Here is a 15838-nt window from a genome sequence, read left to right on the forward strand (position 1 = left end):
TCGTGCTCTCGGGCATCCTCGGGCTGATGGTGGTGCTGCCGATCGGCGGCGCCGACATGCCGGTGGTGATCTCACTGCTCAACGCGCTGACCGGTTTGTCAGCTGCTGCTGCAGGTTTGGCGCTCGACAACCAGGCCATGATCGTGGCCGGCATGATCGTCGGTGCGTCCGGCACCATCTTGACCAACCTCATGGCGAAGGCTATGAACCGGTCCATCCCGGCGATCGTTGCCGGCGGTTTCGGTGGCGGCGGCGCAGAAGCCGCTTCCTCCGACGGGGTGGTGCGTACCGCGAAGGCCACCTCGGCAGCCGATGCCGCTATCCAGATGGCGTACGCCAATCAGGTGATCGTGGTTCCCGGTTACGGTTTGGCTGTGGCGCAGGCTCAGCACGCTGTCAAGGACATGGCGAAGTTGCTCGAGGCGAAGGGCGTCGAGGTCAAGTACGCGATCCATCCTGTCGCCGGTCGCATGCCCGGTCACATGAATGTTCTTCTCGCCGAGGCCGATGTCTCGTACGACGCGATGAAGGAAATGGACGACATCAACGACGAGTTCTCCCGCACCGACGTCACCTTGGTGATCGGCGCGAACGACGTCACCAACCCGTCGGCCCGCAACGATCCGAACTCGCCGATTCACGGGATGCCGATCCTGAACGTCGATCAGTCGAAGTCCGTGATCGTGCTCAAGCGTTCGATGAACTCCGGCTTCGCCGGCATCGACAACCCGCTGTTCTTCGCCGACGGCACCTCCATGCTCTTCGGTGACGCGAAGAAGTCCGTCGCCGAGGTCACGGAAGAACTCAAGGCCCTGTAAGTTCTTCTGCTTCAGAAAAAGGGCGCCTACTCGCAATCGCGAGTAGGCGCCCTTTCGGTTTACATGCGCGGTACCTCATCGACAGCGATATCAGTGTTCGAAGTTCGATTTCTTGCACAACCGGCGCACTAGACCACGACTACAAAAGCAATGCCGGTACTGCACCCTGTTCACGTTTGAGGATCTTGCCCGTAGCTGTCATCGGAAGCGTCGCAACGAATTCCACACGACACGGATACTTGTAGGCCGCCATCTGCTCCTTCGCCCACATGACAAGTTCTGCTTCGGTGATCTGCGCACTCGGCTCGGGAATTACAAAGGCCACGATCTCTTCACCGTGACGGTCGTACGGAACTCCGATGACAGCGGCGAGAGACACGGCCTCGTGACTCGAGAGAACCTCCTCGATCTCGCGGGGATACACGGTGAAGCCACCTCGCACGATCATGTCTTTTGCCCGGTCCACGATGTAGTAGAAGCCGTCTGCGTCGACTCGCGCCAAGTCGCCCGTACGGAACCAGCCGTCGCGCATGACCTCCGCAGTTGCTTCACGACGATTGCAACAGCCCTTCATGATGTTATGACCTCGAATAGCGATCTCTCCCACTGCATCCTGACCGGAAACCGTATTCCAGTCCCCGTCGACACGACGCACCTCGACGCCCCAGACCGGTACCCCGATCGATCCTGGACGCGGATCACGCTCGGGATCACTGAACAATGCCAGCGGCGAGGTCTCGGACAGTCCGTACCCTTCGAGAATCTGAACGCCGAAGCGCTCCGCGAAACGCGTCAAGATGTCGACAGGTAATGCGGAACCGCCGGAAATCGCTTGCGCATAGATACTGCAATCTTCTCGACATCCACCACACCGGAGTCGAGCGCGCCGAGCAAGCCCCACGCTTCCGCGCTCGGCGGTAAGCGCCACTCTGACATCGTGGAGTGGTGCGAATCCACTGAGGCGATCGAAGTGCTCGTGCCGACGAGTTGGAACTGTGATCCGGCGCGGCGAGTAGGTCGTTGATGCGGTCTCTCGCCGGGAGGCCTTCCCCCTGGGATGTCTTGCGGGGCAGCGAATCTGAATTGAGTAGCGCGTCAGTGAACTCCTCGGGCAAGTACGCCCGAGATGAGTAGTTGCACGAGAACATCGGCTTCGTACTGCGCGTCGGCCGCTGCACCAATACAAAGGTTCCCGATGCCTTTAAGTACGTTGTACGCATCGACCGGCGAAGCTGTGTCAACGGACTCGAGCGCTGCATCGAGGAGCGAGCCACATACCGGTACGAGACGGCCAACGAAGTAGGTATGCAGAGCGTCGGACCCTGCACTGTCTCCGTGCAGTGCGCCAGCCAGCCCATGCTTGGTGACCAGGAACTCCACGAACAATGCCACCCATGCCCGCAAGGCCGCCTCGGGCGTAGGGCTCTCCGCGAGCAACCGCGGGCCGGCGTCCGCGCACGCCTCGACCTGGTGCCGGTACACCGCGACCACGAGCTCCGGACGCGTCGGGAAGTGACGGTAGATCGTCCCCATGCCTACACCGGCCCGCGCCGCAATCTCCCGAACCGGAGCGTCGACCCCGGACTGCACGAACACCGCTGCCGCTGCGTCGAGTAGTTCCTGCTCGCTTCGACGTGGACGACCTACTTGCTTGGACCGCGCGGCGCGCGGCTGCTCACTCTCGGCATCAGCCATGTGCCCTCCTCACCAGCTCGCGACAATGTTTGCATTACGGAACATCGTTCCGTAATGTTGCGGAGCGACGCTCCGATAATAAGTATCGCAGAGCGCAGCCTCAGCAAGGAACTTGCGATGACCTCATCATTGATCGACACACTGGACGCCGTCATCGGCGCCCGCACTCCGGCCGTCTCCGTTGCCCCCGTCGAATTGTTCGCACCCGATCGACCAGTCCCGCTGGAAGTGCGAGTCTCTGCCCCCGCAACCGGCACGAACCTCCCCGTTGTGGTGTTCTCCCACGGCAACGGGTGGAACCTCGACGGATACGCGCCACTCACATCGTTCTGGGCCTCCCACGGCTTCGTGGTAATCCAGCCCACGCACCTTGACTCACGCCGGAACGGTTTCGGGTTCGATCACCCGGTGTTCCCGACGATCTGGACCGAGCGGATCTCGGATCTCACACGCATCCTTGACCAGCTCGACACCATCGAAGGTGCCGTGCCCGGACTTGCCGGCCGCATCGACCGCAGTCGAATTGCCGCCACCGGTCATTCCTGGGGTGGGCAGACCGCTCAGTCGCTCCTCGGTGCACGGATTCTCGATGAGGCGGGTCAGGTCGGCGAGGACATGTCCGACAGCCGGGTGACCGCGGGCATCCTGTTCGCTGCAACTGGCGTCGGCGGCGAGCACCTGCATCCGTTCGCGCAGGCGAACTTCCCGTTCATGCGCCCCTCCTTCCAAGAACTGACCACGCCGACACTCGTGGTCGCCGGCGACCACGACCAGTCCAAGATGTCGAGCCGCGGACCGGACTGGTTCACCGATGCCTATACGTACAGCCCCGGAGCCACCGACCTCTTGACCTTCTACGGCGCCGAGCATGCGCTTGGCGGGATCGTCGGATACGAAGTCGCCGAAACCACCGACGAGAATCCGGAGCGGGTCGCCGTCATCCAGCGGATGAGCACTGCCTACCTTCGAACCGCCCTGCACGTCGACGAGACCAGCTGGCCCGCTGCCCGCGCCGAATTCGGCGACAGCACGGATCCGATCGGCCACGTCGACAGTAAGTAATGCAAAACGGTTGGACCTCCCGCCCCGTATTCCATCCGAGGACGACTAAGGGACTGGCTGGCCGCCCCGTTGCGCTCCTTCGCCTCGCGGTGAACCGTGTCCTTCTCGACGCTCTGTTGACTCGTTCGACGACATCGGCGGCGGTCTGCTCCGGGTCGAACTCCGCAGCGGTCACGATCGTTTCGTCGTGCGAAAGTGCTGCGTCGAGAACGTCTGTGATGCCGCCGGGCGGAATCTTCCAGCAGAACAGCGAAATTGAGCATGTCTATTTCACGTCAGCGGATCGGAGGCTACGCACTTTTCGACGCTTGGCACAGCACTTGATGCTGCCCGACACCCGCCCCTTCCGGTCACTGATCGACCATCGAGCTCTCGACGAGGTCCTGCACCAACTCCTCTGCGAGCGGCCAATAGCCGTACCCCGCAGCCGGGTTGAGATGACCCACCTCACCGAGATCAAGCAACTGGCTCCCCCACCCCTCTGCCAGGCCCGCCACTCGACGATAACCGGCCAGAGGATCATTCCTGCTTGCCGCAACAGTGCTAGGAAAGGGCAATCGTTGCCGCGGAATCGGCATCCAGCCGTTCCGATCCAACTCTTCGGGTGTCGGGTACGGCCCCGCCAACGGAAAGTCGAAATCCGGTGGCGTGACAAGAAGTGCACCGGCAATCGGTCGACTATGTTCACGAGCCCACTGGACCGTAATCATGACGCCGGCGCTGTGCGCTACCAGGACAACAGGTCCGGAGATATCCGTCAACACCTCGTCCAGAGCGGCCACCCGAGCTTGACGGCTGAGCTTGTTCTGCTCGAGGGGCGGAACCGACCGCACCTTGTCGAGTTTCTTTTCGAGATGCGTCTGCCAATGGTCTTCGACGTGGTCACGAAGACCCGGAACCAGTACTACCGTGGGTGATTCGATCATGAGGAACTCCTGGCATCATTTGTTTCGGTCGGCCGTCCGTGCTTCTGTAGGTTCTCCAAGCGTCGCATACCGGCTGGATAGGCACGCTTGCCCGCAACAAGGGCAACCACAGCGGCAATGTAGACCAATGGCGAAAGCTGCAGCGCCCTAAGGAGTCCCAGATGATCGGCAAGTATGCCGATGACAAAAGGACCGAGCGCCAACCCGAGAAGATTGTTGGCGACCGTGAGTGTTCCCATCGCCGACGCACGGATCGAGTGATGCGTGAGGTTGGCAACCATCGCCGCCGTCGGGCCCGAACAGCCGGCGGAGAAGAATGCGCCTATACCCAGAAGGACGAGTTGCGCTGTGCCCGTGCCCAAGCGCAAGCCGACGCCCAAGGAGACCAGCGAAATCAGGCAGTAGACGATCGCCGTTGTCCACTTCGTTGCCGGGTTGCCACTGCTTAACCGGTCGGTGATGAATCCGCACACCACCATGCCACTGCCGACCAGGAGAACGAACACCGAGGCCATGACACCGGCCTTGTCCGGAGCAAGGTCGTAGTAGCGGTTGAAGAAACTCGGCAACCATGCCAGAAGCACTGCAGCGGTGAACATCTGCAACCCACCGCCGATGTAGGCGAACAGCACCGCCGGATTGGTGAACAACGTCGATACCGGCGCTCGGTATCCGTCAGGTTCCACTGCAGCACCATCCGAACCCTCGACAGCGTAAGCAGCCAACTTCTTCTCGGTGACCAGAGCACGGAACAGCGCCACGAGGATGAGGCCGAAGATCGCCATGGCCGCAAAAGACCACCGCCAACTGAACTGAACAGCGATGAACCCACCGATCGCAACACCGATCACAGAACCGAACGAACCACCAGCCATAAAGGCGCCGGCCAGCATTGCATGTACCCGCGGAGCAAACACACTGAGTACCACAGCAATACCAACACTGCCGTACGCGGCTTCTCCGACACCGACGAGGAAGCGCGCACCGAGCATCTGTTCATAGGACTGGGCTATCGCGCACAGCAAAGTAGCCACACTCCACAACACCGCCATCAGGATCAGGCTCTTGACACGCCCCCAACGATCAGCCAGGAGCGAGAGCGGAAAAGTGAGCAATCCGACCATCAACGCAACGACACTGCTCAACGACGCCAGGTGCGAGTCGGAGAGATCCCAATCCGCTTTCAGGATCGGGAAAACCGCGCTGAGGACCTGCCGCGACATGTAATCCGAGAGCAAGAGGCCAAAGGCCAGCGCAAAAACGATCCAGGGGTATATCTTTCGTCGTCCTCCGCTGCTGCGTGCGGTGTCCACGCTCAGCGTGGATGAAGCTTGTAATCCCATGATTCTCCTTGGAGCATTCGAGGAAGAAGACGACGGCGGAACCCTGGTTAACGAAAAGTGTTCGGAAATCGCCTGATGGACAGAAGGTTCGGAGTTCAGTACCGACAGGTTCTGGGGATGACTCGGGGGCATGAACTGTCACAGCTCATGCCCCCGAAGATTTCAATCAGGTGTGGTGGGTGAAACCCAACTGACCCGGACGACGATTCGGCGCATACCCCAACTTCGCCAATGTCTCATCCGCATCGGCATACCTCTCGCCGATCCGATAAATATCGCGCGCTTCCTTACCCGTCGCCACCTCACGACCCAACTCACCCGCAATACGCACCAACTGCTCGATCTGCTGCACCGACGTCATCTTCTCGCCTTTACGACCCCAGATCGTGTCCTCGTTACCGCACCGCGCATGCAACCCCATCGCGATTGCCATCGTGTTGACCGGCAACACACTGCGCATCAACGTCTCCAACGTCAAACATGCACCATCAGGAACCCGCGACACGAAATTCATCATGTTGTACGGATTCGGACCATCGAACCCACCACCGATCGCCACCCACGTCAGATTCACCGGGCCCGTGTAAATCCCACGACGAATCAACCGCTCCACCGTCTCGAGCTGCGGAATACTCGACAACTGGAAATGCGGCTGAATACCCGCCTCCTGCAACCGACGCAAATGCTCCGCCACCCACTCCGGACCCGCCGGAACCGTCATCTCCCGATACGTGTTCGCCAACTCCGGACGCTCCATCGACGTCCCCGCAATATCATCCGGAGTCATCAACTCCATGATGTTCATCTGCGACGTATTGATTGCAATCGTCACCTGATCCGGAGCCGGATCCAACGTCGCCAACATATGCCGCACATCATCGGAGAGCCACTTCGCATCCGCCCCTTCACCTTCCGGAGCAAACGAAATCGATCCGCCGACCTGCAAAATCATCTCCGGCACCGCCTCACGCAAGCGGCCCAACAACTCGTTGAACTTCGAGAGCCGCTTCGAACCCTTACCGTCGAGTTCACGAACATGAATATGAAGCACCGTCGCACCCGCGTTGTAGCAATCCACCGCAGTCTGAACATGCTCGTCCATCGTCAACGGCAGATCCTCCGCAAAATCATCCGGCTCCCACTCCGGACCATACGGCGCAACCGTAATCACAAGCTTTTCCTGGGTTTCGGGGAACAGGGCGTCATCGTGAAAATGCATAACAGAACTCCAATCAGATGAGGACTGACAAAATTGGGGGGTGGACGATCAGAACGGTGCGTCGCCGACTATTCCGGCGCGCTCCATCTTTCGAACTGCGGGCCAATAGTCTTGAACCGCATAGTGTTGCGTTGAACGGTTGTCCCAGATGGCAACGCTGTTCTCGGTCCAGCGCCAGCGAACCTGGTACTCGGGAATCTGGGCCTGACTTGCGAGGTAGTTGAGCAGGTTACTCGAACCCGGAGCGAAGTCGATGCCGTATCGAATGTTCTCCGGTGTGTGGTAGTTGACGAGGTGCGTGGCAAACGAATTGACAAAGAGAATCTTCTCGCCGGTCTCGGGATGCGTTCGCACAACGGGATGTTCGGCATCCGGAAAACGCTCCTTCAGCTGATGACGCTGCTCTATCGGCATCCTGGCGCCGAAACTCGATTCGATGCTGTGCCGAGCTTTGAGGCCCTTGATCTGTTCCTTGATGCCGGCAGGCAGATTCTCGTATGCCAGTGCCATATTCACCCAAATGGTGTCACCTCCGACGGAAGGTGTTTCCACACAACGGAGTACACATCCCATAGGTGGGTTCACACGCCACGTCGCGTCACAGTGATAGGCATTCTCGAAATGCTCCGGCGGACTGTCGAGGTCTTTGTAGATGCGAACCAGACCGCGGTGGTCGGGATCGCTACCCAGCGCGGGATGATCCTCGAGTTCGCCGAAACGCTGTGCAAGTTCGACGTGCTGCGCCCGACTGAAGTCCTGGTCACGAAAGAACAGAACCTTGTGCTCGAGCAGGAGCGATTTGATCTGGGCAAACAATTCCTCGTCGCGAGCGACAACGCCGAGGTCCACTCCGGAGAGTTCGGCGCCGATGGAACAGGTCAACTTCTCGACGGTGATCGAACGTGTAGCCGTATCAATCAGCGTTGCAGTGTTATTCATGGCGGTTTCTCTTTCGACGGCTGGCGTCAGACAGTAAAGACGGAAGAACCGATGCTGCGACCGGATTCCAAATCGTGGTGCGCGCGCACCGCATCCTCGAGTGCGTACCGCTGATTGATTCCGATCTTGATCCGCCCCTCTTCGACGTGAGAGAAGAGTTCGGCGGCCATTTCGGCGCGCTCCGCCGGATCGGCAATGTAGTCGGCCAGGGCCGGTCGGGTGACAAAGAGAGATCCCTTGACCGCCAACTGCATTGCATTGATCGGTGGGGTCGGCCCCGAGGCCGTGCCGAAGCACACCAGCAGTCCGCGGCGCGCCAACGAATCGAGTGAGACCTCGAACGTGGACTGCCCGATGCTGTCGTAGACAACCGGCACACCGACGCCACCGGTGATTTCCCTGACCCGCCCGACAACATCTTCGCGGGTGTAGATGATGACCTCGTCGCACCCGTGCGCCAGTGCGACAGCTGCCTTCTCGTCAGTGGACACCGTGCCGATCACCTTGATTCCCAGCAGCTTTGCCCACTGCGTGAAGATCAAACCAACTCCACCCGCCGCAGCATGAAGCAGGACGGTATCCCCTGCCTTCAGAGGGTAGATACGTCGCAGAAGGTAAGCCGCTGTAAGGCCACGCATGGTCATCGCGGCTGCAGTTTCGAAATCGATACCGTCGGGCAGCGCGATCAGGTCGGCAGCAGGCATGATGCGCTCGGTGCTGTACGCGCCAAGTGGGCTACCGGTGTACGTCACACGATCCCCCACATTGAAATCGGCAACGCCCGCACCGATCGCCTCGATAGTTCCGGCACCCTCGACACCCATGCCGGCAGGTAACTGCGCAGGGTAGAGGCCACTTCTGAAGTACGTGTCGGCGAAGTTGAGTCCGACGGCGCCGTGACGAATCCGGACCTCACCGGTACCGGGCTGACCTACCTCGACCTCTTCCCAACGCATGACAGACGGGGTACCAGTTTCATGGAATCGAATGGCGTGTGCCACGATGCTCTCCAATTCTGTGGGCATACTCGACCCGATCCGGTCGAGCGATGTTCGTACGCAACAACTTCCAGAAGTCAACTACGGCTTCGGGGTCGCGATCTGATGAGAACAACACTAGGTGAGATCCCGCTCACATGCTTAACTGTACGAGACACGAAGCACAACATTTCGGGACATTGGGTCAAGAAATTCAAGGAGCTCCAGTGAAGCCACTCGCGCGCTATGCCTCGCTCAATCGCTACGTCGACCTGTGCCGCTCGGTCAACATCGACGCCGTTGCTCTGATGAGGAGCGTCGGCCTCGTTCCCGCAAGTCTCGCCAACCCCGATCAGTGGGTGCCCGCAGCCTCGATTGCCACACTCCTCGAATTGTCCGCAGCGGAATCCGGACGCGAGGATTTCGGTCTCCTCCTTGCCGAACTCCGGAGGTTGTCCAATCTCGGACCGCTCAGCCTGGTCATCAGGGAAGAACCCGACGTCAGGAGCGCACTTGATGTCCTGATCCGGTACGAGCACACCTACAACGAGGCGCTTCGCATCCGTATGAGCGAAGTCAGCGGATTGGCAACCCTGCGCATCGGGCTGGAGGTCGGCGACCCCGCTACTACGAGGCCTACCACAGACTCCGTCAACACCAAGCAGACCGTCGAACTCGCCGTCGGCGCAACCGTGCAGATCCTGCGAAGCTTCCTCGGGCCGACCTGGCAACCGGTGAGCGTCGGATTCACGCACAGTGCCCCGCACGACACCAGTACCCATCGACGAATTCTCGGCACCGCAGTGGATTTTGATCACGAGTTCACCGGGATAGTGCTCTACTCCAGCGACCTCGACTCACGCAACGAACTTTCCGACGAGTTGCTGCGGCCATACGCGCGAACGTTCCTCGACTCGCTTCCAGCCGCAGATTCCTCCGATACCCTGAGCCGCACAAGGGAATTGATCGAAGTTCTACTCCCCACCGGAAGATGCTCCGTCGAACATGTGGCCCGAAGCCTCGGCTTCGACCGGCGAACACTGCATCGCCACTTGGCAGAGTCCGGCGAGACCTTCACAGCCGTTCTCAACTCGGTACGCAGCAGCCTCGCGCAACGTTTTGTATCGAACCCACGCTATTCGTTGACCGACGTTGCCGTACACCTCGGATTCTCTACACAGGGCAGTTTTTCACGGTGGTTTCGCACTCAGTTTTCGATGAGCCCCAGCGAATGGAAAGCCCAGCACCGCGGGTGAGGCGATCAACTGACCAGCACAACACCGACCAAGGCGATCAGGGCCACCCAGACCGTCGACAGCGCAGCCAACACGAAGGGTCGCGCGCCGACTCCGCGAATCACACTCAATCGAACTCCAAGTCCGAGGGCAAACATCGCGGCAGCCAACAATGCCGTCTGTACCGTCTTGGCCACGCCGAGAAACTCTTCCGGGAGAATCCCGGTTGAACGCAGTCCCATGAATCCGATGAACGCCAAGGTGAACAGGGGTACCAGCGGTGGCCGCTTCGTATGCGGATTCGAATTGTCGGACATTGCGCGCTGGCGAATACTCAAGAATGCCATGACCGGAGCCAGCATCAGCACTCGCGCGAGTTTCACGATGGTGGCAACACCCAATGCGGTGGCGCCAAGAGCACTGCCGGCGGCAACAACCTGCGCGACCTCGTGAATCGACCCACCGGCCCACATACCAGCACTGACATCACTGAGTCCGAAGCTATTGGCCAACAACGGAATTGTCGGAATCATCAACGTACCGAAAATAACGACCAGCGCAACCGCGGTCAGTAGCTCTTCCTCTTTTGCGTTCACCACGCCATCTGCTGCGGCCACCGCCGCAGCGCCACAAATCGAGAAACCACAGGCAATCAGTATTCGCTGAGTCCATGACAGACCCAAAAGCTTTCCGGCATACATTGTTCCGACGATTCCGAGAACAACAATCGCCACGACAACACCGATGACGCCCCACCCCAGGCCGACAATGTCGCTGAACATCAATTGCAGGCCGAGTAGTGCGATCCCGATGCGCAGTAGTCGTTTGGACGAAAATGTCAGTCCCGGCTGAAATTTCGCTGGTAGCGTGACAAGATTCGCCACGATCGCGCCGGCGACGATGGCAATCAGCAGCGGGCTGACAGCGGAAACAAACCGCCCGATTCCCAGTGCGATGGCCGCACCGAAGGCGCACAGCGCCACGCCTGGCACGAGCGCAGTGATACTCGCCCACCGCCGCACGGGCACCGGCGAGGCAACGGCCGATTTGTCGGCCACGGACTTCACATCACTGTTCACTCATCCAGGGTCGGTCAGACAGCGACGACACGGTAGCGTGATTTCTGCTATCACGGTATATCAATATGATATGTTCTGCCCGTTAGGTATAGCCTGAGCGCATGACTCGCCGCTGGCCGGACCTCACGACTCTCGAGCTACTCGTCGGCGTCGATGATCACGGAAGCCTCAGCGCTGCAAGCCGTCTCGCGCGCATAGCTCAGCCCAATGCCAGCCGTGCGATCAAAGCACTGGAACGCCAACTCGGTATGCCCCTGATCCACCGAAAATCAACCGGGGCAACGTTGACGCCACAAGGCACCGTGATCGTTCACTGGGCCCGCCGTGTCCTGGCCAATTCGACACAGCTACTCGACGTAGCCGAAGGAATGCGGACCGAACGATCAGCGGAGTTGACGGTCTGCGCCAGCATGACCGTGGCCGAACACCTGATTCCGGCGTGGCTGGGTACTTTTCGCGGACTACACCCCGAGGTGACCGTGCATCTCCAGGTGTACAACTCGACGCGCGTCATCGAAGCGATCGACGTGGGAATGTGCGATCTCGGATTTGTCGAATCCCCGACGGTGCCCAGGCACCTACACAGCATCACCGTCGCTCGCGACTCACTCGTCGTTGTCGTCGACCCCGAACACGTGTGGGCCCGTCGGCGTAAACCACTCACCATCGGCGAACTGGCCATGACGCCGTTGCTGGTACGCGAGCCCGGATCGGGCACTCGGACAACTCTCGATGTCGCGCTTGCCGAGTACGAGCGCGCGGCACCGCTCCTCGAACTCGGTAGCTCGGCCGCAATCCGCACCAGCGTCCTCGGTGGTGTCGGACCAGCGGTACTGAGCACTCTTGCAGTCAGAGAGCAGGTGAAATCGGGCGACCTGCGGGTTATCGAAGTGGACGGTCTCGACCTCGCCCGCACCTTGCGAGCCGTCTGGCGGCCGCCGCGGCAACTCGAAGGGCCGGCAGGCGACTTGGTGAAACTGGTGCGGACGAGCGGTGCCGAGCTCGACTGACTATTTAGCCTTTGCGGCGGCCTTGGCCGCTTTCTTGAACTCGCGAACCTCGAGGAGCGTCTGCTCGTCGACCACGTCGGCAATGGACCGCCGAGATCCCTCGAGTCCGTAATCCCCCGCGGCTTCGCGCCAGCCGTCAGGCTGGACGCCGATTTGTTTGCCCAGGAGCGCCAAGAAGATTCGGGCCTTCTGATCGCCGTAGCCGGGCAGCGCCTTGAGTCGTTTGAGCACTTCCTTGCCGTTCGGATCACCAGACGTCCAGATCGCAGCGGTGTCGCCGTCGTACTTTTCGACGATGAACTGGCACACGGATTGGATACGTTCGCCCATCGACTTCGGGAAACGATGGACAGCCGGAGTCTGCGCGCAAATCTCGATGAATGCGTCCGTGTCCATGTCCGCAATGCGTCGGATGTCGAGACCGTCCATCCGATCCGCGAGCTTCTTCGGCCCGAGGAACGCCGTCTCCATCGGTACCTGCTGGTCGAGCAACATTCCGAGCAACAAGGCCAACGGATCCTCGGAGAGGAGAGCATCCGCTTCGGGGTCACCGACGAGGTTCAGATGAAGTGCCATACCTTCGATCCTGCCATGTCAGGCCGGTGCGTCTGCAGCTTCCAGATTCGGCACTGTCCATTTCTTCCAACCGAACACGATCAGCGTCATGGCAGCGGCCACGACGAACACCCACAGATAGACGGACACCATGGCGATTCGCAGGTAGTCGGGAGAGGGCAACATGAACATTCCCATGCCGATGAAGCGGTCGGTGCCCGGCATGTCCGCCGCGGGTATCGGCCACGTGTGCGACCAGTTCAGGACGGGAAGAAGAAATACGATCGGCACGACCCAGGCCCAGATCTTCTTCGACGCCATCGCGTAATGACAAGCCAGAATCACCAGCGGCACAAACCACACCCAGTGGTGGCCCCATGAGAAGGGGGACACGGTTGTGGCGGTGAGCCCGGTCATGGTCAGGCCGAGCAACTTCTGTCCGCGGCGGTGAGCAATCCACGCAGCTCCCAGCCCGAGACAAACGGCCACCACGCTGCACCCGAGAACCAGCACCTTCGACGGCGTCGGTGTATGCGTCAGCTGAGCAATCAATCCCGACACCGACTGATTACTCGGTGAATCGGTTCGTCCCACGCGGTCGCTGTCGAAGAGAGTGCCTGTCCAGTACGTCAACGCATCGTTGTACATCACGATGAAACCCAGAGCCACTGTCGCCGCGAATGTGATCACCGCAGTCGCCAGGGCGCGCCACTGCTTCGTGATGAACAGATACGCCCAGAAGAACGCCGGAGTCAGTTTGACCCCCGCCGCGATCCCGGCGCCGATACCCCGTAGACGACTTTTCTCGTCCCGGCCCAGATCCCACACGATCAACAACAGCAGAAAAATGTTGATCTGGCCGAGCCACAGCGTCGTGCGTACCGGTTCCATGAACAGGAAAATGACCGTGGCCAACACGCTCACTGCATATGTCTTGATGTCGAGGCGGTAGCCGAGATATTTCCAGCACAGCACGACCACCGCAAGAAGTGCGAGAACGTTGAGAACCGTCCACACCACGATCGCCTGTTGAAACGTGAGCACCGCCCACACCGTGAACAGGATCCCTGCAAACGGGGTGTACGTGAACATCATTCCCTGGAGTACCGGACCGTCGTACAACGGCAGTCCTTGCACCACAAAACTGCCGCCATGGCGGTAGACGTCGAGATCAAGGAAATTGTGGAAAATGCCCCAATAGATCACGTCCATCGGCACACCGAACAGGACCATCAGGACAGAAGCGATCGCAAGCGCAGCGAGCACGACAAATCCGATCACCCCGACGCGCAGCTTTCGCTGCGGAGTCTCCCCCGGCAATTCGGCTTCCTCTGGACTCATCTCGACCGCAGCACTTCCCGAAGCATTGATCGCGCCCGTCACTTACAACCTCCGGATGTGCGCCGATGTCGTCAACTCGCGAATCGAACGCTACAAGAGGGCGACCGCAGACGCAGTCTGGGCACGCCGCCTGCGGCGGTTCAGTTCTCGGTGAGCCGCGATTCTGTTGCCGCCAACAGCACACATGTCGCAACGCCGTCCATGGCAACCTCGAGATCCCCGAGCGAAGGGAAGCTCGGGGCAAGTCGGATGTTCCGATCATCCGGATCCGTGCTGTACGGGAAGGCCGAACCAGCAGCAGTGAGCGCGATACCGGCATTCTTCGCGAGTTCGATGACGCGCTTTGCCGTGCCGTCGACAACGTCGAGGCTGATGAAGTAGCCGCCCTTCGGCTCGGTCCATGACGCGACCTTCGACGCACCCAACCGGTCCTCGAGGATCTTCAGAACCAACTCGAACTTGGGCGCGAGCAATTCACGATGCTTCTCCATGTGCGCGCGAACGCCGTCCGCATCACCGAAGAATCGCAAGTGACGGAGCTGATTGACCTTGTCCGGACCAATGCTCTTCTTACCGAGATACTTCTGGTACCACGCAAGGTTCTCGGCGGAACCGCCGAAGAAACTGACACCGGCACCGGCAAAGGTGATCTTGGACGTCGACGCGAAGACCAGCGGACGGTTGGGATGTCCGGCTTCTGCAGCCATCGTCAGAACGTCGTACGACGGCGCGATCTCACCGAACAGTGGGTGAACCGCGTACGCGTTGTCCCAGTACAAGCGGAAATCAGGAGCAGCCGCCGGCATCGACGCCAGCTCACGAACAATCTCTTCCGAATACACCGCGCCGGTCGGGTTGGCGTACACCGGAACAACCCACATGCCCTTGATCTGCGGATCAGCCGCAACCAGTTCCGCGATCTTCGCAACGTCAGGACCGTCGTGGTTCATCGGGATCGCGATCATCTCGATGCCCAACGACTCGGTGATCGCAAAGTGGCGGTCGTAACCGGGAGCCGGGCAGAGGAACTTGATCTTCTCTTCACGCGCCCACGGCTGAGTCGAATCTGGAGTGCCGTGGAGCAAGGAGAACACCACGTTGTCATGCATGATCTCGAGGCTCGCGTTGTTGCCTGCGAGAAGGTTGGCAACAGGAATGCCCAGCAGCTCACCGAAAATCGCTCGCAATTCCGGCAGACCCGTCAGGCCACCGTAGTTGCGGCAGTCGGTGCCACTGCCGTCGCGGAAATCACCGTCGCCCGGCAGCGCCAACAACGCTGCGGAAAGGTCGAGTTGCTCCGGCGAAGGCTTACCGCGAGTCAGATCGAGGACGAGCTTCTGGGCCTGGAGCTGCGAGTACTTCGCGCTCTGGCTCTCATGCTCGGAGGTGAGTTCTTCATGGCTCATCAACCCGATCTGGGTTTGGATAGGCATCCGGAGCGGCCTTTCACCGACGAGGCGGGGTCGGGATATGTGAAAAAATAGAGGACCCCGCGCACCCGGCAGAGCCCGTTGACCCTTGCTGCCTTCCGGCCCTGGGGGAGTTCACAGGATGCGCGCCGCGCGGGATCCAATGAACAGTGTAGACGGCCTTCCGGAGCCATGGGACACCACCCGCCGCGTTTCGGTCAACAGCCGGA

General features: G+C 60.2%; 14 protein-coding genes, 1 other RNA gene and 1 pseudogene. 4 read left to right on the forward strand and 12 right to left on the reverse strand.

Going from position 1 to position 15838, the window contains the following annotated elements; translation table 11 throughout:
- The coding region (locus ACFRFQ_RS25885; RefSeq protein WP_378664199.1) for an NAD(P)(+) transhydrogenase (Re/Si-specific) subunit beta at window positions 1-818 on the forward strand (818 nt) is incomplete at its 5' end.
- 139 nt (window positions 819-957) lie between these two features.
- Here ACFRFQ_RS25885 and ACFRFQ_RS25890 read toward each other — a convergent pair.
- Window positions 958-1718, reverse strand: a pseudogene (locus tag ACFRFQ_RS25890) (AMP-binding protein); the annotation flags it as partial.
- A 195-nt stretch (window positions 1719-1913) separates the two neighbouring features.
- Window positions 1914-2513 (reverse strand): TetR/AcrR family transcriptional regulator, encoded by a 600-nt coding sequence (locus tag ACFRFQ_RS25895; RefSeq protein ID WP_378664202.1) that lies wholly within the window; start codon window positions 2511-2513, stop codon window positions 1914-1916.
- Window positions 2514-2630: 117 nt separating this feature from the next.
- Here ACFRFQ_RS25895 and ACFRFQ_RS25900 point away from each other — a divergent pair, with 117 nt between their 5' ends.
- Window positions 2631-3575 carry an alpha/beta hydrolase family protein gene (locus ACFRFQ_RS25900; protein WP_378664205.1) on the forward strand — a complete coding sequence of 315 codons (945 nt, stop codon included), beginning with the start codon at window positions 2631-2633 and terminating at the stop codon, window positions 3573-3575.
- Between the two features lie 350 nt (window positions 3576-3925).
- Here ACFRFQ_RS25900 and ACFRFQ_RS25905 read toward each other — a convergent pair whose 3' ends face one another.
- The 5 genes from ACFRFQ_RS25905 to ACFRFQ_RS25925 all read right to left on the reverse strand — a co-directional run bounded on the left by ACFRFQ_RS25905 (window position 3926) and on the right by ACFRFQ_RS25925 (window position 9003).
- Complete coding sequence (locus ACFRFQ_RS25905; RefSeq protein ID WP_378664208.1) at window positions 3926-4501, reverse strand: RBBP9/YdeN family alpha/beta hydrolase; 576 nt, start codon at window positions 4499-4501, stop codon at window positions 3926-3928.
- The gene (locus ACFRFQ_RS25910; protein ID WP_378664211.1) at window positions 4498-5844 is read right to left on the reverse strand and encodes an MFS transporter; all 1347 of its coding nucleotides are present in this window, start codon (window positions 5842-5844) and stop codon (window positions 4498-4500) included. The genes ACFRFQ_RS25905 and ACFRFQ_RS25910 overlap by 4 nt, the downstream gene beginning before the upstream one ends.
- A gap of 166 nt (window positions 5845-6010) precedes the next feature.
- The gene (locus ACFRFQ_RS25915) at window positions 6011-7063 is read right to left on the reverse strand and encodes a 3-keto-5-aminohexanoate cleavage protein (RefSeq protein WP_378664214.1); all 1053 of its coding nucleotides are present in this window, start codon (window positions 7061-7063) and stop codon (window positions 6011-6013) included.
- A 48-nt stretch (window positions 7064-7111) separates the two neighbouring features.
- The gene (locus ACFRFQ_RS25920) at window positions 7112-8002 is read right to left on the reverse strand and encodes a TauD/TfdA dioxygenase family protein (protein WP_378664217.1); all 891 of its coding nucleotides are present in this window, start codon (window positions 8000-8002) and stop codon (window positions 7112-7114) included.
- Window positions 8003-8028: 26 nt separating this feature from the next.
- Window positions 8029-9003: a quinone oxidoreductase family protein gene (locus tag ACFRFQ_RS25925; protein WP_378664220.1), complete on the reverse strand. Its 975-nt coding sequence runs from the start codon at window positions 9001-9003 to the stop codon at window positions 8029-8031.
- A gap of 203 nt (window positions 9004-9206) precedes the next feature.
- On the opposite strand from ACFRFQ_RS25925, the gene ACFRFQ_RS25930 reads away from it, so the two are divergent.
- Window positions 9207-10235, forward strand: coding sequence for an AraC family transcriptional regulator (locus ACFRFQ_RS25930; RefSeq protein WP_378664223.1), 1029 nt, complete (start codon window positions 9207-9209; stop codon window positions 10233-10235).
- Window positions 10236-10240: 5 nt separating this feature from the next.
- Here the strand turns inward: ACFRFQ_RS25930 and ACFRFQ_RS25935 are convergent, their stop codons facing one another.
- Window positions 10241-11293 (reverse strand): YeiH family protein, encoded by a 1053-nt coding sequence (locus ACFRFQ_RS25935; RefSeq protein ID WP_378664226.1) that lies wholly within the window; start codon window positions 11291-11293, stop codon window positions 10241-10243.
- Between the two features lie 101 nt (window positions 11294-11394).
- On the opposite strand from ACFRFQ_RS25935, the gene ACFRFQ_RS25940 reads away from it, so the two are divergent.
- Window positions 11395-12303: a LysR family transcriptional regulator gene (locus ACFRFQ_RS25940; RefSeq protein WP_378664229.1), complete on the forward strand. Its 909-nt coding sequence runs from the start codon at window positions 11395-11397 to the stop codon at window positions 12301-12303.
- Here the strand turns inward: ACFRFQ_RS25940 and ACFRFQ_RS25945 are convergent, their stop codons facing one another.
- The 4 genes from ACFRFQ_RS25945 to ffs all read right to left on the reverse strand — a co-directional run bounded on the left by ACFRFQ_RS25945 (window position 12304) and on the right by ffs (window position 15774).
- Window positions 12304-12879, reverse strand: coding sequence for an HhH-GPD-type base excision DNA repair protein (locus tag ACFRFQ_RS25945; protein WP_378664232.1), 576 nt, complete (start codon window positions 12877-12879; stop codon window positions 12304-12306). It lies immediately after the preceding gene.
- An 18-nt stretch (window positions 12880-12897) separates the two neighbouring features.
- Window positions 12898-14241 carry a glycosyltransferase 87 family protein gene (locus ACFRFQ_RS25950; protein WP_378664235.1) on the reverse strand — a complete coding sequence of 448 codons (1344 nt, stop codon included), beginning with the start codon at window positions 14239-14241 and terminating at the stop codon, window positions 12898-12900.
- A gap of 98 nt (window positions 14242-14339) precedes the next feature.
- Window positions 14340-15632 carry an aminotransferase class I/II-fold pyridoxal phosphate-dependent enzyme gene (locus ACFRFQ_RS25955; protein ID WP_378664237.1) on the reverse strand — a complete coding sequence of 431 codons (1293 nt, stop codon included), beginning with the start codon at window positions 15630-15632 and terminating at the stop codon, window positions 14340-14342.
- 42 nt (window positions 15633-15674) lie between these two features.
- Window positions 15675-15774, reverse strand: an RNA gene (gene ffs, locus ACFRFQ_RS25960) — signal recognition particle sRNA small type.
- Between the last annotated feature and the right edge of the window lie 64 nt (window positions 15775-15838).

The organism is Rhodococcus sp. NPDC056743, from assembly GCF_042790355.1.
Lineage (GTDB): Bacteria > Actinomycetota > Actinomycetes > Mycobacteriales > Mycobacteriaceae > Rhodococcus_F.

Excerpts from the sequence above, each read along its gene's own strand:
- ACFRFQ_RS25920 (WP_378664217.1), bottom strand. The coding sequence starts at position 8,002 with ATGAATAACACTGCAACGCTGATTGATACGGCTACACGTTCGATCACC.
- ACFRFQ_RS25895 (WP_378664202.1), bottom strand. The coding sequence starts at position 2,513 with ATGGCTGATGCCGAGAGTGAGCAGCCGCGCGCCGCGCGGTCCAAGCAA.
- ACFRFQ_RS25915 (WP_378664214.1), bottom strand. The coding sequence starts at position 7,063 with ATGCATTTTCACGATGACGCCCTGTTCCCCGAAACCCAGGAAAAGCTT.
- ACFRFQ_RS25955 (WP_378664237.1), bottom strand. The coding sequence starts at position 15,632 with ATGCCTATCCAAACCCAGATCGGGTTGATGAGCCATGAAGAACTCACC.
- ACFRFQ_RS25910 (WP_378664211.1), bottom strand. The coding sequence starts at position 5,844 with ATGGGATTACAAGCTTCATCCACGCTGAGCGTGGACACCGCACGCAGC.
- ACFRFQ_RS25905 (WP_378664208.1), bottom strand. The coding sequence starts at position 4,501 with ATGATCGAATCACCCACGGTAGTACTGGTTCCGGGTCTTCGTGACCAC.
- ACFRFQ_RS25900 (WP_378664205.1), top strand. The coding sequence starts at position 2,631 with ATGACCTCATCATTGATCGACACACTGGACGCCGTCATCGGCGCCCGC.
- ACFRFQ_RS25945 (WP_378664232.1), bottom strand. The coding sequence starts at position 12,879 with ATGGCACTTCATCTGAACCTCGTCGGTGACCCCGAAGCGGATGCTCTC.
- ACFRFQ_RS25940 (WP_378664229.1), top strand. The coding sequence starts at position 11,395 with ATGACTCGCCGCTGGCCGGACCTCACGACTCTCGAGCTACTCGTCGGC.